The sequence below is a fragment of the Agrobacterium sp. 22-221-1 genome, assembly GCF_053522445.1.
This window is the reverse complement of record NZ_JBNWCL010000007.1, coordinates 62,569-86,945: the sequence shown is the minus strand read 5'-3', so window position 1 is coordinate 86,945 and position 24,377 is coordinate 62,569. Positions and strand designations below refer to the sequence as shown.

23 protein-coding genes are annotated in these 24,377 nt (G+C 59.5%); 14 read left to right on the top strand and 9 right to left on the bottom strand.

From position 1 onward, the window contains the following. The first annotated feature begins 42 nt into the window (after positions 1-42). The 6 genes from ACQZ5N_RS12685 to ACQZ5N_RS12660 all read left to right on the top strand — a co-directional run bounded on the left by ACQZ5N_RS12685 (position 43) and on the right by ACQZ5N_RS12660 (position 6,521). Positions 43-1,011, top strand: a complete 969-nt coding sequence (locus ACQZ5N_RS12685; protein WP_448733075.1) for an ABC transporter permease subunit — start codon at positions 43-45, stop codon at positions 1,009-1,011. A gap of 11 nt (positions 1,012-1,022) precedes the next feature. Continuing rightward, positions 1,023-1,865: a sn-glycerol-3-phosphate ABC transporter permease UgpE gene (gene ugpE, locus ACQZ5N_RS12680; RefSeq protein WP_003520108.1), complete on the top strand. Its 843-nt coding sequence runs from the start codon at positions 1,023-1,025 to the stop codon at positions 1,863-1,865. A 10-nt stretch (positions 1,866-1,875) separates the two neighbouring features. Further along, positions 1,876-2,976 carry a sn-glycerol-3-phosphate import ATP-binding protein UgpC gene (locus tag ACQZ5N_RS12675; RefSeq protein WP_448733074.1) on the top strand — a complete coding sequence of 367 codons (1,101 nt, stop codon included), beginning with the start codon at positions 1,876-1,878 and terminating at the stop codon, positions 2,974-2,976. 109 nt (positions 2,977-3,085) lie between these two features. Then, positions 3,086-3,598: a cupin domain-containing protein gene (locus tag ACQZ5N_RS12670; RefSeq protein WP_174055919.1), complete on the top strand. Its 513-nt coding sequence runs from the start codon at positions 3,086-3,088 to the stop codon at positions 3,596-3,598. 245 nt (positions 3,599-3,843) lie between these two features. Next, the gene (gshB, locus tag ACQZ5N_RS12665) at positions 3,844-4,803 is read left to right on the top strand and encodes a glutathione synthase (protein WP_003503823.1); all 960 of its coding nucleotides are present in this window, start codon (positions 3,844-3,846) and stop codon (positions 4,801-4,803) included. A 185-nt stretch (positions 4,804-4,988) separates the two neighbouring features. Beyond that, entirely contained in the window at positions 4,989-6,521 is a 1,533-nt protein-coding gene (locus tag ACQZ5N_RS12660) for a YifB family Mg chelatase-like AAA ATPase (RefSeq protein ID WP_448733073.1), read from the top strand. A gap of 217 nt (positions 6,522-6,738) precedes the next feature. Here ACQZ5N_RS12660 and cysK read toward each other — a convergent pair whose 3' ends face one another. The 3 genes from cysK to dut form a co-directional block, all read right to left on the bottom strand. Beyond that, positions 6,739-7,707 carry a cysteine synthase A gene (gene cysK / locus ACQZ5N_RS12655; protein ID WP_003520103.1) on the bottom strand — a complete coding sequence of 323 codons (969 nt, stop codon included), beginning with the start codon at positions 7,705-7,707 and terminating at the stop codon, positions 6,739-6,741. Positions 7,708-7,847: 140 nt separating this feature from the next. Continuing rightward, positions 7,848-8,465, bottom strand: a complete 618-nt coding sequence (locus ACQZ5N_RS12650; RefSeq protein WP_003520102.1) for a LysE family translocator — start codon at positions 8,463-8,465, stop codon at positions 7,848-7,850. An 87-nt stretch (positions 8,466-8,552) separates the two neighbouring features. Further along, positions 8,553-9,023 (bottom strand): dUTP diphosphatase, encoded by a 471-nt coding sequence (dut, locus tag ACQZ5N_RS12645; RefSeq protein WP_035264085.1) that lies wholly within the window; start codon positions 9,021-9,023, stop codon positions 8,553-8,555. A gap of 90 nt (positions 9,024-9,113) precedes the next feature. On the opposite strand from dut, the gene ACQZ5N_RS12640 reads away from it, so the two are divergent. The 3 genes from ACQZ5N_RS12640 (at position 9,114) to ACQZ5N_RS12630 (ending at position 12,343) form a co-directional block, all read left to right on the top strand. Continuing rightward, positions 9,114-10,697, top strand: a complete 1,584-nt coding sequence (locus ACQZ5N_RS12640; protein WP_003520100.1) for a peptide chain release factor 3 — start codon at positions 9,114-9,116, stop codon at positions 10,695-10,697. Between the two features lie 69 nt (positions 10,698-10,766). Next, the gene (coaBC, locus tag ACQZ5N_RS12635; protein WP_448733072.1) at positions 10,767-11,972 is read left to right on the top strand and encodes a bifunctional phosphopantothenoylcysteine decarboxylase/phosphopantothenate--cysteine ligase CoaBC; all 1,206 of its coding nucleotides are present in this window, start codon (positions 10,767-10,769) and stop codon (positions 11,970-11,972) included. Beyond that, positions 11,969-12,343 (top strand): MmcQ/YjbR family DNA-binding protein, encoded by a 375-nt coding sequence (locus ACQZ5N_RS12630; protein ID WP_003520098.1) that lies wholly within the window; start codon positions 11,969-11,971, stop codon positions 12,341-12,343. The genes coaBC and ACQZ5N_RS12630 overlap by 4 nt, the downstream gene beginning before the upstream one ends. A 9-nt stretch (positions 12,344-12,352) precedes the next feature. Here the strand turns inward: ACQZ5N_RS12630 and olsE are convergent, their stop codons facing one another. From olsE to ubiE, 3 genes are all read right to left on the bottom strand, one after another. After that, complete coding sequence (gene olsE, locus ACQZ5N_RS12625; protein WP_065654590.1) at positions 12,353-13,267, bottom strand: ornithine lipid hydroxylase OlsE; 915 nt, start codon at positions 13,265-13,267, stop codon at positions 12,353-12,355. Between the two features lie 165 nt (positions 13,268-13,432). Continuing rightward, entirely contained in the window at positions 13,433-15,007 is a 1,575-nt protein-coding gene (ubiB, locus tag ACQZ5N_RS12620) for a 2-polyprenylphenol 6-hydroxylase (protein WP_174055925.1), read from the bottom strand. A gap of 36 nt (positions 15,008-15,043) precedes the next feature. Further along, positions 15,044-15,820 (bottom strand): bifunctional demethylmenaquinone methyltransferase/2-methoxy-6-polyprenyl-1,4-benzoquinol methylase UbiE, encoded by a 777-nt coding sequence (ubiE, locus tag ACQZ5N_RS12615; protein WP_448733071.1) that lies wholly within the window; start codon positions 15,818-15,820, stop codon positions 15,044-15,046. Between the two features lie 143 nt (positions 15,821-15,963). Here ubiE and mutM point away from each other — a divergent pair, with 143 nt between their 5' ends. From mutM to dnaA, 4 genes are all read left to right on the top strand, one after another. Then, entirely contained in the window at positions 15,964-16,860 is an 897-nt protein-coding gene (mutM, locus tag ACQZ5N_RS12610) for a bifunctional DNA-formamidopyrimidine glycosylase/DNA-(apurinic or apyrimidinic site) lyase (RefSeq protein WP_448733070.1), read from the top strand. A 31-nt stretch (positions 16,861-16,891) separates the two neighbouring features. Next, positions 16,892-17,665, top strand: coding sequence for an enoyl-CoA hydratase (locus ACQZ5N_RS12605; protein WP_003520092.1), 774 nt, complete (start codon positions 16,892-16,894; stop codon positions 17,663-17,665). Positions 17,666-17,860: 195 nt separating this feature from the next. Beyond that, positions 17,861-18,127, top strand: coding sequence for a 30S ribosomal protein S20 (gene rpsT / locus ACQZ5N_RS12600; protein ID WP_003493474.1), 267 nt, complete (start codon positions 17,861-17,863; stop codon positions 18,125-18,127). Positions 18,128-18,996: 869 nt separating this feature from the next. After that, positions 18,997-20,457 (top strand): chromosomal replication initiator protein DnaA, encoded by a 1,461-nt coding sequence (gene dnaA, locus ACQZ5N_RS12595; protein ID WP_448733069.1) that lies wholly within the window; start codon positions 18,997-18,999, stop codon positions 20,455-20,457. Between the two features lie 71 nt (positions 20,458-20,528). Here dnaA and hemW read toward each other — a convergent pair whose 3' ends face one another. The 3 genes from hemW to rph are packed head-to-tail and all read right to left on the bottom strand — an operon-like array spanning position 20,529 to position 23,112. Beyond that, positions 20,529-21,728 carry a radical SAM family heme chaperone HemW gene (hemW, locus tag ACQZ5N_RS12590; RefSeq protein WP_059759503.1) on the bottom strand — a complete coding sequence of 400 codons (1,200 nt, stop codon included), beginning with the start codon at positions 21,726-21,728 and terminating at the stop codon, positions 20,529-20,531. Between the two features lie 5 nt (positions 21,729-21,733). Continuing rightward, positions 21,734-22,378, bottom strand: coding sequence for an RdgB/HAM1 family non-canonical purine NTP pyrophosphatase (gene rdgB, locus ACQZ5N_RS12585; protein ID WP_003520089.1), 645 nt, complete (start codon positions 22,376-22,378; stop codon positions 21,734-21,736). A 17-nt stretch (positions 22,379-22,395) separates the two neighbouring features. Beyond that, on the bottom strand, positions 22,396-23,112 hold the full coding sequence (gene rph, locus ACQZ5N_RS12580) for a ribonuclease PH (RefSeq protein ID WP_003503798.1): 717 nt from the start codon (positions 23,110-23,112) through the stop codon (positions 22,396-22,398). Positions 23,113-23,247: 135 nt separating this feature from the next. On the opposite strand from rph, the gene hrcA reads away from it, so the two are divergent. Further along, a complete protein-coding gene (gene hrcA, locus ACQZ5N_RS12575) occupies positions 23,248-24,339 on the top strand; it encodes a heat-inducible transcriptional repressor HrcA (RefSeq protein WP_020811203.1) in 1,092 nt (363 codons plus the stop codon). The last annotated feature ends 38 nt before the right edge of the window (positions 24,340-24,377 follow it).

The following is a 24,377-nucleotide window of genomic DNA, read 5'->3' as shown; positions in this document are numbered from 1 at the left end:
CCCACGGAAGGGAGGCTCGCTCTCGGATAAGGAAGCGCAAGCGTGGCCTATACATCGTCTCAACCGCGCCGGTTTTTGTCCGGCTGGTCCGCAAAGGCTGGAAAGCCAGCCAAACCTGCCGACGCCGGCATGAAGCGCGTGCAGTTCTCCTCGTCCTACGTACCCTACCTGTTTCTGGCGCCGCAGCTTGCGGTGATTTTCATCTTCTTCTACTGGCCATCGGTTCAGGCCATACATTCGTCCTTCTATATCGAAGACCCGTTCGGTTTCGGCGCTTCCTTCGTCGGACTTGCCAATTATTCGGATGCGATCTTCAGCGCCGAATATCTCAGCATCGCCAAATTCACGGTTGTCTTCACCGTGCTGGTCACCTTCTTTTCGCTGGCGCTCGGCCTGCTGCTCGCCGTCAAGGCGGATGCGGTCATTCGCGGCAGCTCGACATACAAGACGCTGCTGATTTCCGTCTATGCCATCGCGCCGCCGGTCGCCGGTCTCATCGGCATGATGTTTTTCGACCAGCATATCGGCCCCTTCGTCAAAATGGCCGCATTCCTCGGCTGGGACATGAAGGTCGGCCTCAATTATTTCGATACGGCCTTCGCCATGATCGTCGTCGCGGTCTGGAAGCAGATCCCTTACAACTTCATCTTCTTCCTCTCCGGTCTTCAGGGCGTTCCGGTCTCCGTGCGGGAAGCCGCCGCCATCGACTGCCGCTCGGGCTTTCGCCGGTTCTGGACGGTGATCATGCCGCTTCTGGCGCCCACGGCCTTCTTCCTGCTCATCATCAACATCACCTATGCGCTCTTCGACACATTCGGCGTCATCGACGTGATGGTGAAGGACAAGGCCGCCAACAACCCGATCACGCTGGTCTACAAGGTGTTTCTGGACGGTTTCCGCGGCAATGACATCGGTGGCTCCTCGGCCCAGTCCGTCATCCTGATGCTGGTCGTCTTCGTTCTCACCATCATCCAGTTCCGCTTCATCGAAAAGCGCATCCATTACAATTGAGGGAAAAGACCATGTACAAGACAAAACCCCTCGATCATCTGGTGCTGATCATCGGTGCGCTGTTCCTGATCTTGCCGGTCATCGTGGCCTTCATGACCTCCACCCACACCGCTGCGGAAATCCACCGCAGCGGTCTGACGATGGTTCCCGGCGATAATTTCATCGAGACTTATGAAAAGGTCCTGACCCAGAAGGGCGGCTTCACCGGGCAGATCACGGGTCTCAACATGGTGCTGAATTCGCTGATCCTCGGCATCGGTTTTGCCGTCGGCAAGATCGTCCTGTCGATGACGGCGGCCTATGCGATCGTCTATTTCCGCTTCCGGTTCGCAACGCTCGCCTTCTGGATCATTTTCACCACGCTGCTTCTGCCGCTCGAAGTGCGCATCATGCCCTCCTACGAGGTGATGAGCAAACTCGGCCTTTTGAACTCCTATACTGGCCTCATCGTGCCGCTTCTCGCTTCGGCGACGGGCACCTTCTATTTCCGGCAGTTCTTCAAATCCGTGCCGGAGGAGTTGCTGGAGGCTGCCCGCATTGACGGCGCAGGGCCGGTGAAATTCTTCATCGATGTTCTCATCCCGCTGTCCCGCACCATGATGGCGGCGATCTTCATCATCATGTTCGTTTATGGCTGGAACCAGTATCTCTGGCCCATGCTGATGACGACGGATGAGGGCTTCTTCACCCTGATGCGCGGTATCAAGTCGATCCTGCAGGTCTGGGTCGGTTCGCAAATTCCCGACTACAACGAAGCTTTCGCGCTCGCCGTGCTGGCCATGCTGCCGCCGGTGCTGATCGTCGTCATTTTCCAGCGCTGGTTCATCAAGGGCCTGACCGAAAGCGATAAATAAGGAGACCGAAATGGCCGCGATAGAAATCAGTCAGGTCTGCAAGGATTATCACGGCGGTGTGCGCGCCGTGCACCACGTCGATATCGACATCAGGGATGGTGAGTTCATCGTTCTGGTCGGGCCCTCCGGCTGCGGCAAATCCACGCTTCTGCGCATGGTCGCAGGGCTTGAGGATATTTCCGAAGGCACAGTGAAGATCGGTGACCGGGTGGTCAATCAGGCCGATCCGGCTGACCGGGATATCGCCATGGTGTTTCAGAACTATGCGCTTTATCCGCATATGTCGGTGCGCCAGAATCTGGAATACGGGTTGAAGAACCGCAAGACGCCAAAGACGGAGATCGATGCGCGTGTGGCCGAAGCCGCGCGTATGCTGCAGCTCGAACCCTATCTGGACCGTAAGCCGCGCGCCCTTTCCGGCGGCCAGCGGCAACGTGTCGCCATGGGTCGCGCCATCGTGCGTAAACCGGCGGCCTTCCTGTTCGACGAGCCCCTGTCCAATCTCGATGCCAAGCTGCGCGTTTCTATGCGCGGCGAGATCAAGCGCCTGCAAAAGCGCCTCGGCACCACCTCGATCTACGTCACCCACGATCAGCTGGAGGCCATGACGCTCGCCGATCGTCTTGTGGTGTTGAATGGCGGCCGTATCGAACAGATCGGCGCACCGCTCGATGTCTATCACACCCCTGCTTCGACCTTCGTTGCGAGTTTCATCGGCTCTCCCGCCATGAATTTGCTGAACGCCGAGTTGCATGGCGATAGCCTCGCCATTGGTCCGTCGCTCTTTGCGCTCAACGGTTTCGCGCCTGTCTCCGGCCCCGTAACGGTGGGCATGCGGGCGGAAGATTTCCGCCTCGCTGCGGCCGGTGAGCAGGGCTTCCCGCTTCGGGTCGATTACATCGAAGAACTGGGGTCGCAGCGCCTTATCCACGGCATGATCGGCGACCAGAGCCTGACAGTTGCTTTCCCGCCGGATGTCGAGGTTCCGTCTGCGCCCTCCGTCACGATCGCGCCGGAAAAACTGCATTTCTTCTCCAGCGAAACCGGCAAGCGCATTGCCGGCAAAGCGGAGCAGCTCGTGGCGCAGCCCGCGCAAATGGCGACGGCCTGAGTGCTTCGCGGAAATCGGCGCGATGACTAAAATTGCGCCGATTGTCAAAACCGCTTCGTTACGATCCCGATGATAGAAGACCTCCAATATTTCACGGGGGTTTTCTAATATGTCCTTCAAAATGATGTTCGCTGCCGCGGCAACCATGGCGATCCGCACGGTGCCGATATTGCCGGCCTATTTGCGCCGGTCAAAAGACGAGGCTGTCGTCAGCGCATCCTGCACCGATCTGCGGCTTCAGCCGGCCCCCATCAATCCGGAATGGATCATTTCCGGCAACCCCCAGGCGCGCGCGGCGGATCATTCCAGAAGCGGCGACCGTGCCTCCAGCACCGCCATGTGGGATTGCACGGCGGGTGAGTTCCGCTGGTTCTTCGGCTGGGATGAAACCGTCTATATTCTCGAAGGCGAAGTGCATGTGACCGCGGAAGACGGTTCCATCAGTATCCTGCGGGTCGGCGATGTCGCCTATTTCCCTGCGGGAACATGGGCCACCTGGCGAGTGGATGATTATGTCCGCAAGGTTGCCTTCATGCGCCGCCCGTTCCCCAAGGCGCTGGCTTTTGCCTATCGTGTCAAGAACAAGCTGTTTGCCGGCCGTTCCTATAAGCTGGCGGCCTGAACCCATAAAACATTCCAGTCGGCGGGTGCCTGCATGGGCTTCGCCGACGGAATTGTGAAGGTTCAATAAAACTCACACAAACCACCGCTTGCAGCAGTTGCCTTTGAATGGTCGCTGCCCTACATCTTCAGGGTTTTCTGAAGCATTTCCGGGTTTCTACCGGTCCTGCAGGGAAGCTTGAAAAGGCGAGGCAATGGGCACCGCGGGCCGACAAAGCGTCTGCATGCTGCAAGAGGAACATGCGCATGGCGAAGATCAAGAACGTCGCGATCCAGATGGATCATGTCTCCGGCATCAATATCGCCGGTGACTCCACCTTCGCCATGAGCCTTGAGGCGCAGGCACGCGGATACCGGCTGTTCCATTATACACCCGAGCGCCTTTCCATGCGCGATGGCAAGATTTACGCCACCGTCGAGCAGATGGAACTGCGCGACATCAAGGGCGACCATTTCTCGCTGTCCGAACCGGAACGCGTCGATCTGTCGACCATGGATGTCATCCATCTGCGTCAGGACCCGCCATTCGACATGGCTTACATCACCTCGACCCATCTGCTGGAACGCATTCATCCGAAAACGCTGGTGGTCAACGATCCCGCCTGGGTGCGCAATTCGCCGGAAAAGATTTTCGTCACCGAATTCGCCGATCTGATGCCGAAGACGCTGATCACCAAGGATGTGGAGGAAATCGCCCGCTTCCGCAATGAAATGGGCGATATCATCCTCAAGCCGCTTTATGGCAATGGTGGCGCAGGCGTCTTCCATTCCGCGCGCGACGACCGCAATTTCTCCTCTCTGCTGGAGATGTTCGGCCAGATGTTCCGCGAGCCTTATATCGCCCAGCAATATCTGCCTGACGTCCGCAAGGGCGACAAGCGCATCCTCCTGGTGGATGGCGAGCCGGTTGGCGCAATCAACCGCGTGCCGGCGGAAAACGACGCCCGCTCCAACATGCATGCCGGCGGCCGGCCGGAACCGACGGAACTGACGGCGCGCGAGAAGGAAATCTGCCGCCGCATCGGCCCTGCCTTGCGGGAACGTGGTTTCCTTTTCGTCGGCATCGATGTGATTGGCGACTATATGACGGAAATCAACGTCACCTCGCCGACCGGCATTCGCGAAGTGCGGAAATTCGGCGGTGCGGATGTCGCAAGCCTGTTGTGGGATGCGATCGAGAAAAAGCGCGAAGCCCAGGATTTCTGAGGCGAGCTTTCGCCGGTCCAGCTTTGTTCCGCGAGTACAACTAGACACAACTAAAATACATCGTCAGCGAGAAATTGTTCGCTGGATGTTCTTGTTTTATTCTTTGCCCTGTGGCACGTTGCTTGCGGGTGGCCGCGATAGGGCATGAAGCTCTGACCAGCGCGGCCGGTTTGCGGGGGCAGGCCATGGTGGCAAGGGTCAATACGGTTGCATTTCAGGGCATAGAGGGTGTGCCCGTCGAGGTGCAGGTCATGGTCGCGCCGGGAAAGGTGGGCATCCAGATTGTCGGCCTGCCCGATAAGGCGGTGGCCGAAAGCCGCGAGCGGGTGCAGGCCGCCCTGCATGCCTCCGGTTTGGCGCTGCCGGCAAAAAAAGTCACCGTCAATCTCGCGCCTGCCGATCTGCCCAAGGAAGGATCGCATTTCGATCTTCCCATTGCGCTTGGCCTCATGGCCGCTTTGGGCGCGATACCGGCAGAAATGCTGGCACGTTATGTGGTTCTCGGCGAACTCAATCTCGATGGCACCATCGGTATGGTTTCGGGCGCCCTGCCGGCGGCGATCGGCGCAAATGCGCTTGGCAAGGGGCTGATCTGCCCGGCTGAAAGCGGACCGGAAGCGGCCTGGGCCGGCGCCGGTATCGATATTCTCGCCCCGCGCAGCCTGATTGCGCTGGCCAATCATTTTCGCGGCACCCAGCTTCTCGCGCGCCCGACGCCCGCCATCCGCGCCAACCCGGTCAATCTGCCGGATTTAGCGGATATCAAAGGACAGGAGAGCGCCCGGCGCGCGCTGGAGGTGGCGGCCGCCGGCGGCCACAACCTGCTCATGGTCGGGCCTCCCGGCTCCGGCAAATCCATGCTCGCAGCCCGCTTGCCTTCCATCCTGCCGCCGCTGGAGGCGGCGGAATTGCTGGAAGTGTCCATGGTCCATTCCATCGCGGGCCAATTGTCCGGCGGCAAGCTTTCGGACCGCAGGCCGTTCCGCACCCCGCACCATTCCGCTACCATGGCGGCGCTGATCGGCGGGGGGCTTCGCGCCAAGCCGGGTGAGGCTTCGCTCGCCCATCACGGCGTTCTTTTTCTGGATGAGTTCCCGGAATTTTCGCCGCAGGTGCTGGATGCACTGCGCCAGCCGCTGGAAACGGGCGAATGCATCATTGCGCGGGCCAATCATCGCGTCAGCTATCCGGCGGAAATCCAGCTCGTTGCGGCGATGAACCCCTGCCGTTGCGGCATGGCGGGAGAGCCGGGCTTCACCTGCGCCCGAGGCCCGCGTTGTGTGACGGATTATCAGGCCCGCATTTCCGGCCCGCTGCTGGATCGTATCGATATCCGCATCGACGTTCCCGCCGTCTCCGCCGCCGATCTCATCCGCCCCGTCGCGTCCGAGCCGAGTGCCGCGGTTGCCGCCCGTGTCGCCCGGGCGCGCCTTGCGCAGCAGGAACGTTACGCGGCGGCGGGATTTGCCGCCATTCGCACCAATGCCCGCTGCACGACGACCCTGATAGAAAAATATGCCGAGCCGGATGCATCCGGACTGCAATTGCTGCGCGATGCGGCCGAGCGGCTGAAGTTCTCCGCGCGCGGTTATCATCGCATTCTCAAGGTTGCCCGCACCCTGGCCGATCTGGATGGCAAACAGACGGTCGGCCGTATCCATGTGGCGGAAGCCGTGTCCTATCGTATCGCTGGCGAAAGGCTGACGGCGGCGGCATAGAGCATTTCCAGTAAAAGCACGAAGCGGTTTTTTTCGGGAAAGTGTGTAAAAACAAAGAAGTAGAGAACGTCCAACGATTCCGTCTAAACCGGATATGCTCCCAGAAGGTCGCCTTTTGTGCCTTCCCTGAAAAAACATTGTGCCGCCAGCGGAGCCGGCGGCACATAAGAATATTCGCTAATCTCGCGCGCGATCGTACCGCGCTTGAAAGTTTGGCTTAAAGTCCAAGGCCTTCGAAAAGCGCTGTCGAAAGGTAGCGTTCCGCGAAGGAAGGAATGATGACGACGATGTTCTTGCCGGCATTTTCTTCCCGCGCGCCGACCTTGATTGCCGCCGCCAGCGCCGCACCCGAGGAGATGCCGACCGGCACGCCTTCCAGCCTTGCCGCCAGACGTGCGGTTTCGAAAGCCTCGTCATTGGTCACGGTGACGATCTCGTCATAAATGCCGGTATCGAGGATGGCGGGTGCAAAACCGGCGCCGATGCCCTGAATCTTGTGCGGGCCGGGGTTGCCGCCGGAAAGAACCGGGCTGTCCGCGGGCTCGACGGCAATCACCTTCACCTCGGGCTTGCGGGATTTCAGCACCTGACCCGTGCCGGTGATGGTGCCGCCGGTGCCGATACCCGAGACGAGAATATCGACCGTGCCTTCGGTGTCGTTCCAGATTTCTTCAGCCGTCGTCTTGCGGTGAATATCGGGATTGGCGGGGTTTTCGAACTGCTGCGGAATGATGGCGTCAGGCAGGGTCTCGGCCAGTTCCTGCGCCTTGGCGATGGCGCCCTTCATGCCCTTGGGACCTTCGGTCAAAACCAGTTCGGCGCCGAGCAGGGCCAGCATTTTCCGGCGTTCAACCGACATGGTTTCAGGCATGGTCAGGATCAGCTTGTAGCCCTTCGCGGCGGCGGCGAAGGCAAGCGCGATGCCCGTGTTGCCGGATGTCGGCTCCACCAGCGTGGTCTTGCCGGGGGTGATCTTGCCCTGCGCTTCCAGCGCTTCGATCATGGCGACGCCGATGCGATCCTTCACGGAAGCGATGGGATTGAAAAATTCGAGTTTGGCGAGAAGGTTGGCCTTCACGCCCTTCTCCTTCGCCAGCTTGTCGAGCCGCACGATCGGTGTGTCGCCGATTGTTTCCGTAATCGAGGAATAGACGCGTCCGCGTCCGGGCTTTCTGGCTTCGGGCATGATGCTCTCCTGTGTAAGACCGCAAGATTTGAGCGGCAGAATAGGAGCAATAGCTTTCGCAAGCTAGCGAACGTTCGTCCTAATATCCCTAAATTGCAGGAATAATTTCACGATAAATCGCATAAATGCACGAATTTGTTTTACGTGCTGCGGATCGCGATCATGGTGGCGGTTCCGGCCAGAATACCCGCCGCCGTGCGGTTGAGGATCGTCAAGGCGCTCGGCCTTTTCAGGAGGTTACGCGCCTTGGCCGCAAGCAGGATGTAAGGCAGGAGAACCGCCATCAGCACGACGAAGGTGATGGCGAGAAGGGTCGCATATTCCGAAGGGCCGATCATGCGGATATCGATCAGCGTCGGCACCAGCGCCACATAAAACAGCATGGTTTTCGGGTTGCCGAGCGTGATCAGCAGTCCGGACAGGAAGGACATGGGCATGCTGGTGCTTTTCTTGGCCTTCAGTTCCTGTGGCAGCAGACCGGCGGTCCAAAGCTTCCAGGCAATATAAAGGAGATAGGCCGCGCCCGCGAATTTCAGCACCATGAAGGCTTCCTGAAAGGTCTGCGCGACGAAGGCCAGGCCCAGGATCACAGCGGTCAGGTAAATCATGTCGCCCAACACCAGCCCGAGACCCATGAAGAAGGTTTCGCGAAAGCCCGAACCCAGCGCCCGCGCCACGATCGCCGTCATGCCGGGGCCGGGAATGGCAGCGGCGATGAAGAGGGCGGTGGCATAGGCGAAAAGGGTCGTCAGCGTCATGATCGTGTTTCCCGAAAAATCCGCTAAATCCATAACGAAATTGCCGGGTAAAGACAATCAGTCCGCGCGTCTGTCCTAGCGGCGTCGCTAAACCCCGGTGGAGCCGAAACCGCCGGCGCCCCGCGCCGTCTGCGAGGTCTCCGTCACCTCACTCACAACAACCTGGGTTACCGGCGCAATCACCATCTGCGCAATGCGCATGCCGCGCTCGATGACAAAAACGTCCTGGCCAAGATTGGCGAGGATGACTTTCACCTCGCCGCGATAATCGCTGTCCACCGTGCCGGGAGAGTTGAGGCAGGTGATGCCGTTCTTGATGGCGAGGCCGGAGCGGGGGCGGATTTGCGCCTCGTATCCCTGCGGAACCTCGAAGATGAAACCGGTCGGGACCAGGGCGCGTTCGCCCGGTTGCAGTGTCAGCGGTTCACCGGCAGGTACGGCAGCGCGCAGGTCCATGCCGGCGGCGCCACGGGTTTCGTATGACGGCAATTCGAGGTCAGCGCCATTGGCGAGGCGGACGAGCCGGAGAGGGGGGCGATTGTCGTTTTGAAGGGTCATGCGGCATTAGTTTGCCGAGATCGCGGCAAGGTCAATTGCAAAACCGGGCCTGAAACGCTAGATAGCCCGCAATTCCACAGGATTTGTCAGATGGCCGAAACACTTGCCGAGGCGGTCTCCCGCCGCCGCACCTTTGCTATTATCGCGCACCCGGATGCGGGTAAGACCACGCTTACCGAAAAACTGCTGCTGTTCGGCGGAGCGATCCAGCTTGCCGGTGAGGTGAAGGCGAAGAAGGACCGCATCCAGACCCGTTCGGACTGGATGAAGATCGAGCGTGAGCGCGGCATTTCGGTCGTTACCTCGGTCATGACCTTCGAATATAACGACCGTGTCTTCAACATTCTCGATACGCCCGGCCACGAGGACTTCGCCGACGATACCTACCGCACGCTGACGGCGGTGGATGCGGCGATCATGGTCATCGACGCCGCCAAGGGTATCGAGCCGCGCACGCTAAAACTCTTCGAAGTCTGCCGCATGCGCGATATTCCGATCATCACCTTCATCAACAAGATGGACCGCGAAAGCCGCGACCCCTTCGAGATACTGGATGAAGTGGAAGAGAAGCTCGCGCTCGATACCGCGCCCATCACCTGGCCGGTCGGTCGGGCAAAGACCTTCTGCGGCGCCTATAATCTCGCCGACAGCACCTTCCGTGGCGTCGATACGCAGGTGGAAGCCATGCCGGTCAACGGTCCGCAGGCGGTTGCCGATCGCCTGCCGGAAAATGAGCGCCATCTTTTCGTCGAAGAAACCGAACTGGCGCTGGAAGCCTGCCGTCCTTTCGATCGTCAGGCGTTTCTCGAAGGTCATATGACGCCGGTGTTCTTCGGTTCGGCGCTGCGCAATTTCGGTGTGCGTGACCTCATCAATGCGCTTGGCGATTTCGCGCCGCCGCCGCGCGATCAGGTGGCCGATACCCGCACCGTACATGCGGCTGAAGAAAAAATGACGGCCTTCGTCTTCAAGATTCAGGCCAATATGGATCCGAACCATCGTGACCGCATCGCTTTTGCCCGCATCTGCTCCGGCAAGCTGGAGCGCGGCATGAAGGCGCGGCTTGCTCGCACCGGCAAACAGATGGGCCTCACTGCGCCGCAGTTCTTCTTCGCCTCACAGCGCCAGCTGGCCGATACGGCCTTTGCGGGCGACGTGGTCGGCATCCCGAACCATGGCACGCTGCGCATCGGCGATACGCTGACCGAGGGTGAAAACCTCGTTTTCCAGGGCGTGCCAAACTTTTCGCCGGAAATCCTGCGTCGCGTGCGTCTGGAAGACGCCATGAAGGCGAAGAAACTGAAGGAAGCCCTGCAGCAGATGGCGGAAGAAGGCGTCGTGCAGCTCTTTTCGCCGGAAGACGGCTCGCCGGCCATCGTCGGCGTTGTCGGCGCGCTGCAGCTCGACGTGTTGAAGGAGCGCCTGATGGGCGAATATGGCCTGCCGGTCTCCTTCGAAATGTCGCGCTTTTCCGTCTGCCGCTGGATTTCTTCCGATCAGCCGGCGGAAATGGACAAGTTCCTCAACGTCAAGCGCGGCGATATCGCCCGCGATCTGGATGGCGATCCGGTGTTTCTGGCGCAGGACGCTTTCTCGCTCCGCTATGAGTCCGAGCGTTTTCCGGCGATCAAGATGGTCGCGATCAAGGAATATCATGTCGCCAAGGCGGCGTGACAAAGGCGTGATTGCACTTTGTATGCCAAGGGCTTAGTTTCCCCTGAAACGGGAAACTGGTCCGGCATCATGACGCTTTCAGGCAAACATATTCTCCTCATCATCTCTGGCGGCATCGCGGCCTATAAGAGCCTCGATCTCATCCGCCGCCTGAAGGAGCGCGGCGCTAAGGTGACGCCGGTGATGACGAAGGGCGCCCAGGAATTTGTCACGCCGCTTGCCGTTGGTGCACTTTCCGCCACCCATGTCTTCACCGATCTCTTTTCCCGGCAGGATGAACAGGATGTCGGCCATATCAGGCTGGCGCGTGACTGCGACCTCGTGCTTGTGGCGCCCGCCACCGCCGATCTGATGGCGAAGATGGTACATGGTCTGGCAGACGATCTTGCCTCCACCATTCTTCTCGCGACGGATCGAAAGGTGCTGGTGGCACCGGCGATGAACCCGAAAATGTGGGCGGCAAAGCCCACGCTGCGGAATGTCGAAACGCTGAAAAAAGACGGCGTGTTTTTCATCGGACCCATGGCCGGCGAGATGGCGGAGAAGGGCGAGGCTGGTTTTGGCCGTATGGCCGAGCCATTGCAGATCGTCGAAGCCATCGCGGCATTGCTGGATGAGGGGCCAAAGCCGCTGAAGGGCAGAACGGCGATCGTCACCTCCGGCCCCACGCATGAACCGATTGACCCGGTGCGCTACATCGCCAACCGCTCCTCGGGCAAGCAGGGCCATGCCATTGCGGCGGCTCTGGCGGAACTGGGGGCAGAGGTTACGCTGGTTTCCGGCCCGGTCACCATCGCCGATCCTGCCGGCGTCACGACGATCCATGTCGAGCGCGCCGAGGAGATGCGCGATGCGGTGATATCGAGACTGCCGGCGGATATCGCCGTCATGGTCGCCGCCGTCGCCGACTGGCGGGTGACGGGCTCGTCGGAGCAGAAGATCAAGAAGCAGCCGGGCGATGCGCCGCCGGCGCTGCAACTGACGGAAAATCCCGATATTCTCAAAACCGTCGGCCACCATGAAAAACGCCCGAAGATTGTGGTGGGCTTCGCAGCCGAAACGCAGGATGTCGAGAAGAACGGCCGGGCGAAGCTGGAGCGCAAAGGGGCGGACTATATCGTCGCGAATGATGTTTCGGCGGAAACCGGCATCATGGGCGGGGATCGCAACAGCGTGAAGATCATTTCCGCAGATGGCATCGACGCCTGGCCGGATCTCGACAAGGCCGACGTTGCAAAACGCCTGGCGGCCCTGATTGCGGAGAAACTCGCATGAGCCTGTTCGATCGCAAGACATTCGACAAGGTGCTCGGCAAATGGCCGGGCGTGCGTTTTGTCGATCAGTGGGATTCCCATGTCGCCAAGGTGGGCGACAAGGTCTTTGCCGTGCTTGGCGAGCGGGAGGACTGGCGGCTGGTCGTGAAATGCTCGGAAGAGAGCTTCGAAATATTGACCTCGCTGGAAGGCATAGGGCAGGCGCCCTATTTCGCCAAACGCAAATGGATATCGATTGGCGATCATTCCCCGCTCGAACAGGAAGAACTGGAGCACTATGTGCGTCGCTCCTATGAGCTTGTCGCAGCCGGTCTGACCAAAAAACTGCGGGGCGAACTCGGTATCGTGATCGATACTGCGCGTGCCCTGTAGTTTTTCGGTTCAGTCGAGTTTGGTGTCCTTGCCGATGATCTGACGGACGCCTTCCTTGGTGAAGGGCTGCAGGAGCTGCGGCAGGAATCCTTTCGCAATCTTGCCCTTGATACCGATATCGGTGGAAGAAGGCCTGTCGGGATTATGGTAGGAGCCGAAGATCAGATCGAAGAAGACGAGATTCTCGCCGTAATTGGTGTTTCCTTCCGGAAGCTGCTTCGAATGGTGCCAGCGGTGCAGGCGTGGGGTGCTAAACACGTAATCGAGCGGCCCCGTTTTCATATCGACGTTGCAATGGGTCAAAATACCGATGAATGCGGTAACGGCACCTAGCCACCAGAAAACCTGTAGCGGCGCACCCATGAAATAGAGCGGAATCTGGCTGAGCGCGATCTTGAACAGGGAATCGGCCACATGGAACCGTCCCGTATTGACGACCCAGAGCCGCACGACGCTGTGATGCAGTGCATGGAAACGCCAGAAGAATACGGTTTCATGCGCAATACGATGGGACCAGTAGAGGCCGAATTCGGCAATCGTCACCGCAAGGGCGACCTGAACGATCATCGGCAGATGAGACGGCCACAGGTCGAAACGCATGGCGGCGAGCGGCTGCAGCACATTGGCGGTCACCATCGGGAAGATTGCCGCTGCGGCGGCTGCGAGCTGGACCAGCCCTTTCGTCAAAAGCGTATGGCCGATGCTGTTAACGGTCTCGCCATCACCCTCAAGCCATTGGATTTCGTAGGGAATATAGCGTTCGAGAAGAAACAGGCTCAAAACCGCGCCCGCATAAACGGTCAAAAAGGCCGCGATCGGATGGCTGCTCGTGAAAGCGAAATAGGACCCCACGAGGCCGCCGACGAACACCAGCGGCCACGAAGAATAGGAAAGGGCCTCTTTCAGTACTTGAGCTTTTGCCATCAAAATCAAATCCCGTCCGGCATCATCCGTCTATACCGCCGGCGCAATTCCGCGCAGGCATCAAAGTAGCCCTTACCCCGCATCGATCACCTGTCTCGATTGGAGATCAGGCCCTTATCGTTCCAATGCATTACACAAACATGGCACTCACCGGTGCCGAGATGCTCAGCTTATCCTGATTGCGATGTAAAGAAGCGTCAGCGCTATGACCCAGAGTGCCGCCCGTCCCCATTTGGTGTGGCGCGCTTCCGCCTTGCCGATGGCTTCCGCCGTCTGCGCGTCGAAACGCAGGCCGTTCTCGCTCATATACATCAATTCGGAATGCAGCTTCTCCGTCTTGGCGGCGATCTCCGGCGCTGCCTCGGCAAGCTTGAGGGCCGCCTTCACGCCGTCCTTCAGATCGGTGACGATGCGTTTCGGGCCGAGATTGTCCCTGATCCAGCCGCCGACGACCGGGTCTGCCGCCTTCCACATGTTGAAGCGCGGATTGAGCATGCGCGACACGCCTTCCACCACCACCATGGTCTTTTGCAGCATCACCAGTTCCGGCCGCGTTTCCATGTCGAAAAGCTCGGTCACTTCAAACAGCAGGGTCAAAAGCTTGCCCATGGAGATCGTTTCGGCCGGCTGGCCGTGGATCGGCTCGCCAATGGCGCGGATCGCCTGGGCGAAGCTCGCTATATCGTGATGGCCCGGCACGTATCCAGCCTCGAAGTGCACTTCCGCCACCCGCATGTAATCGCGGGTAATGAAGCCGTAGAGGATCTCGGCAAGGAAGCGGCGTTCCTTTTTGCCGAGACGTCCGGCAATGCCCATGTCGACGGCGACGATCTCGCCCTCAGCATCGACGAAGAGATTGCCGGGATGCATGTCTGCATGGAAGAAGCCATCGCGCAACGTGTGCCGCAGGAAGGACTGGATCAGCGTGTCGGCGAGTTTGTTCAGGTCGTGGCCGGCGGCCTTCAACCCTTCGATGTCCGACATCTTGACGCCGTCGATCCATTCCATGGTGACGACATCGCGCCCGGTGCGTTCCCAGTCGACCTCGGGAACTCGGAATCCGGGATCGTCCCTGGTGTTTTCCGCAAGTTCGGAAAGGGCGGCGGCCTCGAGCCGCAGATCCATCTCGATCTTGGTGGTCTGCTCCAGCGTGCGTGTCACCTCGACCGGGCGCAGGCGACGTGCGGAGCGGACGAAACGCTGCTGCAGATCGGCGATCAGATACATCGCCTCGAGATCGTTCTGGAAACGCTGGCGCACGCCGGGGCGGATGACCTTGACGGCCACCTTGCGCGGCCCCTTCGGCGTATCCACCGTTGCCGGATGAACCTGGGCAATGGAGGCGGCGGCGATAGGATCGCCGAATTCCCTGTAGAGATCGGACACCGAACGGCCGAGCGAGCCTTCGATATTGGCTTTCGCCGCAGCCGCCGGGAAAAAGGCCATGCGGTCCTGAAGGCTCGCGAGATCGTCGGCGAAGTCGGCGCCCACCACATCCGGTCGGGTGGCGAGAAACTGACCCATCTTCACATAGGAAGGACCCAGCCGCTCCACAGCCACCGCCAGACGGTCGCTGCGCTGCGCCCTTTTCGCCTTGCTGCGGGCGAACGGCTTCAGCAGCGCTTTCAACAATTGGGCGGGAGCAGGCAGGTCATCGGAAGGCAGGGCCAGCACGACGCCTTCGCGCACAAGAACCCAGCCAACCCTTGCGAGGCGGAAATATGCGCCCAAAGTACTCATGCTTATGCTTGTCTCCTGCGTCTGCCGGCCATGATCTTAAAGCTTCCAGCCGGAATGCAGGGCGGCGATGCCGCCGGTGTAATTGGTATAGGTGACACGGGAGAAGCCGGCGGTGCGGATCATCGTCGCGAAATCCTCCTGATTGGGGAATTTGCGGATCGATTCGACCAGATATTGATAGGGCTCGGCGTCACCCGTGATCATCTTGCCGAATTGCGGGATGGCGTTGAACGACCAGGCGTCGTAAACGCGGTCAAGCAATGGCATTTCGACCTCGGAAAATTCCAGCACAAGCAGCCGCCCGCCGCGCTTCAGCACGCGATGGGCCTCCTTCAGCGCGACGTCGATGCGCGGTACGTTGCGAATGCCGAACGCGATTGTATAGGCGTCGAAACTGTTTGCCTCGAAAGGCAGTTCCTCGGCATTGGCTTCCACGAAGGTCAGATTGTCGGAAAGCTTCTTTTTTATCGCGCGTTCTTCGCCGACGGCCAGCATTGAGCCGTTGATGTCGAGAACGGTGGCGTGCGCCAGGCGGTTGGAGGCTTCGATGATGCGGAAGGCGATATCGCCAGTGCCGCCGGCAACGTCCAGAACCTTGTAGGACGCATCCTTGCGCGGCGAAAGCGAAGAGACCATGGCGTCTTTCCACAGTCGGTGCAGGCCAGCCGACATCACATCGTTCATGATGTCGTAGCGTTTGGCCACCTTGTGGAAGACCTCGTTGACCAGCCCCTGCTTTTTGCCTTCGTCCACCTTGTGGAAGCCATAGGACGTTTCCATGCCGCCTTGGGCAGTGGTACGGGCGTCGGTCATCGTCTGTCTCCATATTTATTGCGTGGCGGACCATAGCGGAAACGCCATGGCAACGCTATCTGTTGCCGCATCGCCTGGGCGCGACATTTCGCGTGCACTGTATAGACCACATGGTCCTAACGATAAACTGTCGGATAAGCCAGATGCCAGAATTGCCAGAAGTCGAAACCGTCAGACGCGGCCTTGCGCCCGCCATGGAAGGCGCAAGGGTCCGCAGGCTCCATCTCGGCCGCCCCGATTTGCGCTTTCCATTCCCGCAGGATTTTGCAGCGCTTATCGAAGGTAAGAAAATCCTGTCGCTCGGGCGCAGGGCGAAATATCTTCTGATCGAACTGGAGGATGGGCTGACCATCGTTTCCCACCTCGGCATGTCCGGCTCGTTCCGCATCGAGGCGGAGGTGGGTGAGGCCGGTGATGCCCCCGGCGTGTTTCACCATGCCCGTTCCAAAGACGGCAAGCATGACCATGTCGTCTTTCATCTGGATAAAGGAGGAGAGCGTGTCTGCGTGATCTATAATGATCCGCGCCGCTTCGGCTTCATGCATTTGGTGGAGCGCAACAAGCTCGACCTTTATCCTGCCTTTGCCGAGCTTGGCCCGGAGCCGACAGGCAATGCGCTGAGCGCGGATTATCTGGCGAGCCGGTTTGAAGGTAAAAGCCAGCCCCTGAAAAGCACGCTGCTGGACCAGAAGGTTATTGCCGGTCTCGGCAATATCTATGTCTGCGAGGCGCTGTGGCGCGCGCATCTTTCGCCTTTGCGGGCGGCGGGAACGCTGGTGACGAAAGGTGGCAAGCCCAAAGCACAGCTCGTCGATCTGACGGAGAAAATCCGCGACGTGATCGCCGACGCCATCGCCGCTGGCGGCTCCTCATTGCGAGACCATATACAGACGGACGGAACGCTCGGTTATTTCCAGCATTCCTTTTCGGTCTACGATCAGGAAGGCCAGCCTTGCCGGACACCCGGCTGCGGGGGTACGGTTGAAAGGGTGGTGCAGGCCGGTCGTTCGACTTTTTATTGCGCCGCCTGCCAGAAGTAACGGAGCCGGAGTGCCGGAAGGGGAGATTGCCGTGGACTATGAAACGATACTGGTCGAGAAACGCGATGAGGTGGGTGTCATCACCCTCAACCGCCCCAAGGCGCTCAACGCTCTCAATTCGGTGCTTCTGAAAGAGCTGCGGCACATTCTGTCTTCGTTTTCCGCCGATGATTCCATCGGTGCGATCATTATCACCGGTTCGGAAAAGGCGTTTGCGGCAGGCGCCGATATCAAGGAAATGCAGGGACTGGATTTCGTCGATGCCTATGTCGGCGATTTTCTCGGCGGCTGGGACGAGGTTGCGGCCACCCGCAAGCCGGTCATCGCCGCCGTATCCGGCTTTGCGCTGGGCGGCGGCTGCGAGCTGGCGATGATGTGCGATTTCATCATCGCTTCGGACACGGCAAAATTCGGCCAGCCGGAAATCACCCTCGGCGTCATCCCTGGCATGGGCGGCTCGCAGCGGCTGACACGGGCGGTCGGCAAGGCGAAGGCCATGGATCTGGTTCTGACCGGGCGCATGATGGATGCGGCGGAGGCTGAGCGCGCCGGTCTCGTGTCGCGTGTTGTGCCGGCTGCAAATCTTATGGACGAGGCGGTGGAGGCGGCAACCCGCATCGCTTCCCTGTCGCGAGCTTCCGTTCTCATGGCCAAGGAAAGCGTCAATCGCTCCTTCGAGGTGCCGCTTGCGGAAGGACTGAGATATGAAAGACGATCCTTCCAGTCGCTCTTTGCGACAGTGGATCAGAAGGAGGGCATGGCCGCCTTCGTGGAAAAGCGCAAACCCGCTTTCCGGAATCGCTAAGGATTCGGAATATCGGCGCTTTTAAGCGTTTTGCGCGTTGACGGGCGTAAGCTTTAGCGGTATATGCCCGCCCACGGTTAAGGAAAGCCATCCGGCTTGTCCGAAATTACTCCCGCATTCTTGGGTTACGTGAGGTCTTCGAACGACCCGATCCTATGGTTGCGGAATTTGGTTTGAATTCGAAGAGAGGCATACATGGCCAATACAACTTCGGCGAAAAAGGCGACCCGCAAGATCGCTCGCCGTACCGCAGTCAACAAGGCTCGCCGTTCGCGCGTTCGCGGCTTCATCCGCAAGGTCGAGGAAGCCATCGCTTCCGGTGATCTCGCAGTCGCCACCGAAGCTCTGAAGGCAGCTCAGCCCGAGATCCAGCGCGCCGCCACCCGTGGCGTTCTGCACGGCAACACCGCATCCCGCAAGGTGTCGCGTCTCGCACAGCGCGTTAAGGCTCTTTCCGCCTAATCCGGCTAATCACAAATAATTATTCAAAAAGCCTGGTCTTTTGACCGGGCTTTTTGTGATTCTAACTGCCCGTTAACCATTGCTGCCGTAACGTGACAAACGCATGTCAGATGGACGACAGGAAATTTGTAATAAAAACAACGGCTTGCTGGAGGTCTCTGGAAAACTCGGGGGCTTTCTCTACGGAAGTCGCGGCTAGTTTTGAGTCAAGAAGATTTTTATTTTTTTGCCAAAATCAGCTCTCAAAAATTGCCAAAATTGAATCTCATTGATTCATAAGCGATTCTGCTTCGCACCTCGTCGGTGATGCAAAACGGCCTTTGCGAGTCAATGGCCGATCTGAGTTTTTGCAGAAAAAACGCCATTGATCTCTCCCCACGATCCTGCCTAAATGCATTTCAACAAGGGGTGCGGATCTCAGTCCACAGATTATCTCGATGATCGTATCGACGATATTCACCTTCTTGCTGGCGGGTCTTTCGGGGTCCGTTTTTTCAGGTCATGGAGCTTTTTGTGCCGTTTCGGTCTCCGGAACGGGCGGGAGTTTTTTGTCCTCAAGAATGCGCCTTAAGGTTGTAACGAAAGGAGCGTTTTAGCGTGTCGCAGGCCTCTCCATGAGGGGGAGGGAAATGGGATAACCGGCTCGCAAACGAGTAGTCGCCTTTGACGTTCTTTCGAGAGGAACGCTGGAGGCAAAAATATACGAGGGGGATCTCTGGCGATCGATTTTTGATCGTCAGGCTATGATTGGCAATTTGAAAGGCGGCAATATGCAATTGAATTTGGCGATGGGTGCGGTGGCTGATGGGGACCGCGCACCAAAGACGCGTGATGCAGCTTGCTCAGATGCGGCAGGGGACAAATCGGCAATGACGCACGATGCGCTGTTTGAACGTTTTAGCGCGCGGCTCAAGGCACAGGTTGGTCCGGAGGTCTATGCAAGCTGGTTTGCACGGCTCAAACTCCATTCCGTTTCGAAAAGCGTCGTCCGTTTTACCGTTCCGACGACCTTTCTGAAGTCCTGGATCAACAACCGTTACATGGATCTGATCACGAACCTCGTCCAGAGCGAGGATCCGGATGTGCTGAAGGTGGAGATTCTGGTCCGCTCGGCCAGCCGCCCGGTCCGTCCGGCTCAGACCGAGGAAAGGGCGCAGCCCGTTCCGGAAGTCGGCGCGGTTCAGCGTAACAAGTCCTTCATTCCGTCGCAGCCCGCGACGCCTGCCGCACAGCCTGCGGCTTCGCAGGCGACCATGCGTCAGGGCGGTTCCGGGCCGTTGTTCGGTTCGCCGCTCGACACACGTTTCACCTTCGATACCTTTGTCGAAGGCTCGTCCAACCGCGTCGCCCTTGCGGCGGCAAAGACGATCGCCGAAGCCGGTGCCGGCGCCGTGCGCTTCAACCCGCTGTTCATCCATGCGGGTGTCGGCCTCGGCAAGACGCATCTTCTGCAGGCAATCGCCAATGCCGCCATTGACAGCCCACGCAATCCGCGCGTGGTCTATCTGACGGCCGAATATTTCATGTGGCGTTTTGCCACTGCGATCCGCGACAATGACGCGCTGACGCTGAAGGACACGCTGCGCAATATCGACCTGCTCGTCATCGATGACATGCAGTTCCTGCAGGGCAAGATGATCCAGCACGAATTCTGCCATCTGCTGAACATGCTGCTCGACAGCGCCAAGCAGGTCGTGGTTGCGGCTGACCGAGCGCCGTGGGAGCTGGAATCGCTCGATCCGCGTGTCCGTTCCCGTCTTCAGGGCGGCATGGCCATCGAGATCGAAGGTCCCGACTACGACATGCGCTATGAAATGCTCAACCGCCGCCTCGGCTCGGCACGGCAGGACGATCCGTCCTTCGAGATTTCGGATGAAATCCTGACCCATGTGGCCAAAAGCGTGACGGCAAGCGGACGCGAACTGGAAGGCGCCTTCAACCAGCTGATGTTCCGTCGCTCCTTCGAGCCGAACCTCTCGGTTGATCGTGTCGATGAGCTGCTGTCGCATCTCGTCGGGACGGGTGAGGCCAAGCGTGTACGCATCGAGGATATTCAGCGCATCGTCGCCAAGCACTATAATGTGTCGCGACAGGAGCTGGTGTCCAACCGCCGCACCCGCGTCATCGTCAAGCCACGCCAGATCGCCATGTATCTGGCCAAGATGCTGACGCCGCGGTCTTTCCCCGAGATCGGTCGCCGTTTCGGCGGTCGCGATCACACCACGGTTCTGCATGCCGTGCGCAAGATCGAGGAACTGATTTCCGGCGACACCAAGCTCGGCCATGAGGTTGAGCTGTTGAAACGCCTGATCAACGAAAACAACGCATGAAAAAGCGGCCTTCGGGCCGCTTTTTTATTGTCGTCTTGTTTATTGGGCTAAAGCTGGGGTGGAGGCCGGCGTCAGCAGGCGAGATCGGCCACCACCGCATCCAGAATAAGCATGCCGGAAGGCGTGCAGCGCAGGCGGGAATTGCCGAGCCTCTCCACGAAACCGTGCTGAAGGAGAAATTCCTCCTTCTCCGGATCGAGATCGCGGCCGGAAAGGTCGCTCCAGCGGGCGAGATCGATGCCTTCGCGCAGGCGAAGTCCCATCAGCAGCAATTCATCGGCCTGCTCATCGACGCCGAGCAGCTCCTGATCGACCATGCCGTGGCCTTCCCGCTCAACGGTTTCGAGCCAGTTTTCCGGGTGGCGCTCGGTGGCGGTTGCGAGCTTGGAAGCGCCTCGCGTCAGGCGTCCATGCGCGCCGGGGCCGATGCCGGCATAATCGCCATAACGCCAGTAGGTCAGGTTGTGGCGGCTTTCAGCGCCCGGCCGGGCATGGTTGGAGACCTCATAGGCCGGCATGCCGTAACGCTCGGTGATTTCCTGCGTCGCTTCATAAAGCACGGCCGAATGTTCGCCATCCGGCACGATGAGCTTGCCGGCCTTGTGCAGCCCGTAGAAGGGCGTGCCTTCCTCTATGGTCAGCTGATAGAGCGACAGATGGTCGACAGCGTAGGAGACAGCCTCTTTCAGCTCTGCGTCCCATTCGGCCACCGTCTGGTTTGGGCGGGCATAGATGAGATCGAAGGACATGCGCGGAAAAATCTCCCGCGCCAGCCGGATGGCCTTCAAGGCATCGGCAACATCATGCAGGCGGCCAAGGAACTTCAGGTCCCGATCGTTCAGCGCCTGCACGCCGAGCGAGACACGGTTGACGCCCGCCGCGCGGTAACCGCGAAAACGCTCCGCCTCGACGCTGGAAGGATTGGCTTCCATGGTGATCTCGATACCATCCGGCACATGCCAGAAGCGCGAGACACCATCGAGAAGTGCTGCGACCGTCTGCGGGTCCATCAGCGATGGCGTGCCGCCGCCCATGAAGATGCTGGTCACAACGCGCGGGCCGCTCAGCGTCCGCATATGTTCCATTTCACGGAGAAAGGCCGCCGTAAACCGTTCCTGATCCACCGGCCGGTGGCGGACATGGCTGTTGAAATCGCAATAGGGACATTTGGCCGCACAGAAGGGCCAATGCAGATAGATCCCGAAACCGGGATCGCCCGTATCCGGCAGAAGCGACGCGCCGGGGGCAGAAAGTTGATGCTCCCCGACCATCGGGTTCATGCCTCCAGGCAGGTTTCTACGAATTTTTTAAACGCCCGGGCACGGTGCGAAAGCGCGAAGGCGTCGCCATGTTTCCAGCCGTGTTTTTCATCCGCGCTCATCTCGCCGAATGTGGTGTCGTATCCTTCCGGTTTGAAGACCGGATCGTAACCGAAACCGCTCGTTCCGCGCGGCGGCCACACCACCGTGCCTTCCACCTCGCCGCGGAAATATTCGAGATGCCCGTCCGGCCAGGCCAGGCACAGCACGCTGACGAAGCGGCCGGTGCGGTCTTCCGGCTTCGATGCGCCGCGCTCGGCCAGCGCATCCTCGACCTTCTGCATTGCCATGGCGAAGTCGCGCGTGCCATCGGCCGTTTCCGCCCAATTGGCGGTATAGACACCCGGCGCACCATCCAGCGCATCGATGACCAGACCGGAATCGTCGGACAAAGCCGGAAGGCCGGATGCCTTCGCGGAGGCAAGCGCCTTGATGGCGGCATTTTCCTCGAAGGTCGTACCCGTCTCATCCGGCTCTTCGAAATTCAGTTCCGCCGCCGATTTGGCGGAGAAGCCGAAAGGCCCGATCAGATCGGCGATTTCGGCGATCTTGCCCTTGTTATGGCTGGCGACGACGATCGTTCTGGTATCGAGCTTGCGCATGGTGCTTTCCTGTCGGCTCAGGCGATCGCCTGTTTCTGAAGGGCGACCAGTTCACTGCAACCGGCCTTGGCAAGACCGAGCAGCGTCAGGAATTCTTCCTCGGAGAAGGGGGCGCCTTCCGCCGTGCCCTGAACCTCGACGATGCCGCCGGAGCCGGTGATGACGAAATTTGCATCGGTCTCGGCGGAGGAATCCTCGAGATAATCGAGATCGATCACCGGCTGGTTGGCGAAGATGCCGCAGGAGATCGCGGCGATATGGTCCTTCAGAACCTTCTCGACCTTGATCATGTTACGGGTTTCCATCCATTTCAGGCAATCGTGGAGCGCAATCCATGCGCCGGTGATGGAGGCGGTGCGGGTGCCGCCATCGGCCTGGATGACGTCGCAGTCGATGCTGATCTGGCGCTCGCCAAGCGCCTGCAGATCGACGACGGCGCGCAGCGAACGGCCGATGAGGCGCTGGATTTCCTGCGTGCGACCGCCCTGCTTGCCGGAAGCGGCTTCGCGCTTCATGCGCTCATGGGTGGAGCGCGGCAGCATGCCATATTCGGCGGTGACCCAGCCCTTGCCGCTGTTGCGCAGCCACGGCGGCGTCTTTTCTTCAAGGCTTGCGGTGACGAGCACATGCGTGTCGCCGAATTTCACGAGACAGGAACCTTCGGCATGTTTCGAGAAATTGCGCTCGAAGGAAACCTTGCGCATCTGGTCGGTTTTTCTGCCTGAAGGCCGCATATGATCCACTCTCCATGTTGGTCCCTGCCTTCTAAGGCGAGGTCCGGGCTTTTGCAAAGCCAATTTCCATTTTGCCGCGGCGTTGCAACGCATTATATTGATGCGAGCTGGTTTGAACGACAAAGAACGGACGAAATGGGTTTTTCCGCACCGCTATCAAAAGATCAGGCATCGCTGCTGGATGAACGGTCTCGGGAAATTTTCCGGCGCATCGTCGAAGGTTATCTCGATACGGGCGAGCCGCTCGGATCGCGCAGCCTGTCGCGGCTGTTGCCGATGTCGCTTTCACCCGCCTCCGTTCGCAATGTCATGAGCGATCTCGAAGAGCTTGGCCTCATCTATTCGCCGCATATCAGCGCCGGTCGCCTGCCGACCCAGACGGGGCTGCGCTTCTTTGTTGACGCCTTCATGCAGGTGGGTGACCTGCCCGCCGAGGAAAGGGCGACTATCGACCGTCAGATCGGGCCGGTCGCCGGGCACGAGCAATCGCTGGAAGGGCTGTTGACGGAGGCTAGCCGCATGTTGTCCGGCATGTCGCGCGGCGCGGGCCTCGTATTGACGGCGAAGAACGACGTCATCCTCAAGCATGTCGAATTCATAAGGCTGGAGCCCACCAAGGCGCTCGCCGTGCTGGTGGGCGACCACAATCAGGTCGAAAACCGCATCATCGAATTGCCGGCCGGCATCTCTTCGTCGCAATTGACCGAAGCGGCGAATTTCATCAATGCCCATCTCTCCGGTCAGACGCTGCATGAGTTGCGCGGTCAGTTTCAGACGCAGCGGGCGGAACTGCAATCGGAACTCGGCATATTGGCGCAGGACCTCGTGGAGCGTGGTCTTGCGGTATGGGCGGGAGATAATGAGGAGGGCAAGCTCGGCCGTCTCATCGTTCGCGGTCGCTCCAACCTGCTTGAAGGTCTCGCCGGTGAGGAAGATATCGATCGGGTGCGCCTGCTGTTCGACGACCTGGAGCGCAAGGAAAATCTCATCGAAATCCTCAATCTCGCGGAAAGCGGCTCGGGGGTCAGGATTTTCATCGGCTCGGAAAACAAGCTTTTTTCGCTGTCCGGTTCGTCGCTGATCGTCGCGCCCTATCGCGATGAGGACAATCGTGTCGTGGGTGCGGTCGGCGTCATTGGCCCGACCCGGCTGAATTACGCCCGTATCGTGCCGATGGTGGACTATACGGCGCAGATCATGGCTCGCCTTTCCCGCAAGCAGAGATAGGACAGACCCGCAAGGTCAGGGAATGCGGCAAGCTTTTC

Coding starts and splice junctions, on each gene's coding strand:
- ugpE (WP_003520108.1), top strand. CDS start 1,023: ATGTACAAGACAAAACCCCTCGATCATCTGGTGCTGATCATCGGTGCG.
- ACQZ5N_RS12675 (WP_448733074.1), top strand. CDS start 1,876: ATGGCCGCGATAGAAATCAGTCAGGTCTGCAAGGATTATCACGGCGGT.
- ACQZ5N_RS12670 (WP_174055919.1), top strand. CDS start 3,086: ATGTCCTTCAAAATGATGTTCGCTGCCGCGGCAACCATGGCGATCCGC.
- gshB (WP_003503823.1), top strand. CDS start 3,844: ATGGCGAAGATCAAGAACGTCGCGATCCAGATGGATCATGTCTCCGGC.
- ACQZ5N_RS12660 (WP_448733073.1), top strand. CDS start 4,989: ATGGTGGCAAGGGTCAATACGGTTGCATTTCAGGGCATAGAGGGTGTG.
- cysK (WP_003520103.1), bottom strand. CDS start 7,707: ATGCCCGAAGCCAGAAAGCCCGGACGCGGACGCGTCTATTCCTCGATT.
- ACQZ5N_RS12650 (WP_003520102.1), bottom strand. CDS start 8,465: ATGACGCTGACGACCCTTTTCGCCTATGCCACCGCCCTCTTCATCGCC.
- dut (WP_035264085.1), bottom strand. CDS start 9,023: ATGACCCTTCAAAACGACAATCGCCCCCCTCTCCGGCTCGTCCGCCTC.
- ACQZ5N_RS12640 (WP_003520100.1), top strand. CDS start 9,114: ATGGCCGAAACACTTGCCGAGGCGGTCTCCCGCCGCCGCACCTTTGCT.
- coaBC (WP_448733072.1), top strand. CDS start 10,767: ATGACGCTTTCAGGCAAACATATTCTCCTCATCATCTCTGGCGGCATC.
- ACQZ5N_RS12630 (WP_003520098.1), top strand. CDS start 11,969: ATGAGCCTGTTCGATCGCAAGACATTCGACAAGGTGCTCGGCAAATGG.
- olsE (WP_065654590.1), bottom strand. CDS start 13,267: ATGGCAAAAGCTCAAGTACTGAAAGAGGCCCTTTCCTATTCTTCGTGG.
- ubiB (WP_174055925.1), bottom strand. CDS start 15,007: ATGAGTACTTTGGGCGCATATTTCCGCCTCGCAAGGGTTGGCTGGGTT.
- ubiE (WP_448733071.1), bottom strand. CDS start 15,820: ATGACCGACGCCCGTACCACTGCCCAAGGCGGCATGGAAACGTCCTAT.
- mutM (WP_448733070.1), top strand. CDS start 15,964: ATGCCAGAATTGCCAGAAGTCGAAACCGTCAGACGCGGCCTTGCGCCC.
- rpsT (WP_003493474.1), top strand. CDS start 17,861: ATGGCCAATACAACTTCGGCGAAAAAGGCGACCCGCAAGATCGCTCGC.
- dnaA (WP_448733069.1), top strand. CDS start 18,997: ATGACGCACGATGCGCTGTTTGAACGTTTTAGCGCGCGGCTCAAGGCA.
- hemW (WP_059759503.1), bottom strand. CDS start 21,728: ATGGTCGGGGAGCATCAACTTTCTGCCCCCGGCGCGTCGCTTCTGCCG.
- rdgB (WP_003520089.1), bottom strand. CDS start 22,378: ATGCGCAAGCTCGATACCAGAACGATCGTCGTCGCCAGCCATAACAAG.
- rph (WP_003503798.1), bottom strand. CDS start 23,112: ATGCGGCCTTCAGGCAGAAAAACCGACCAGATGCGCAAGGTTTCCTTC.
- hrcA (WP_020811203.1), top strand. CDS start 23,248: ATGGGTTTTTCCGCACCGCTATCAAAAGATCAGGCATCGCTGCTGGAT.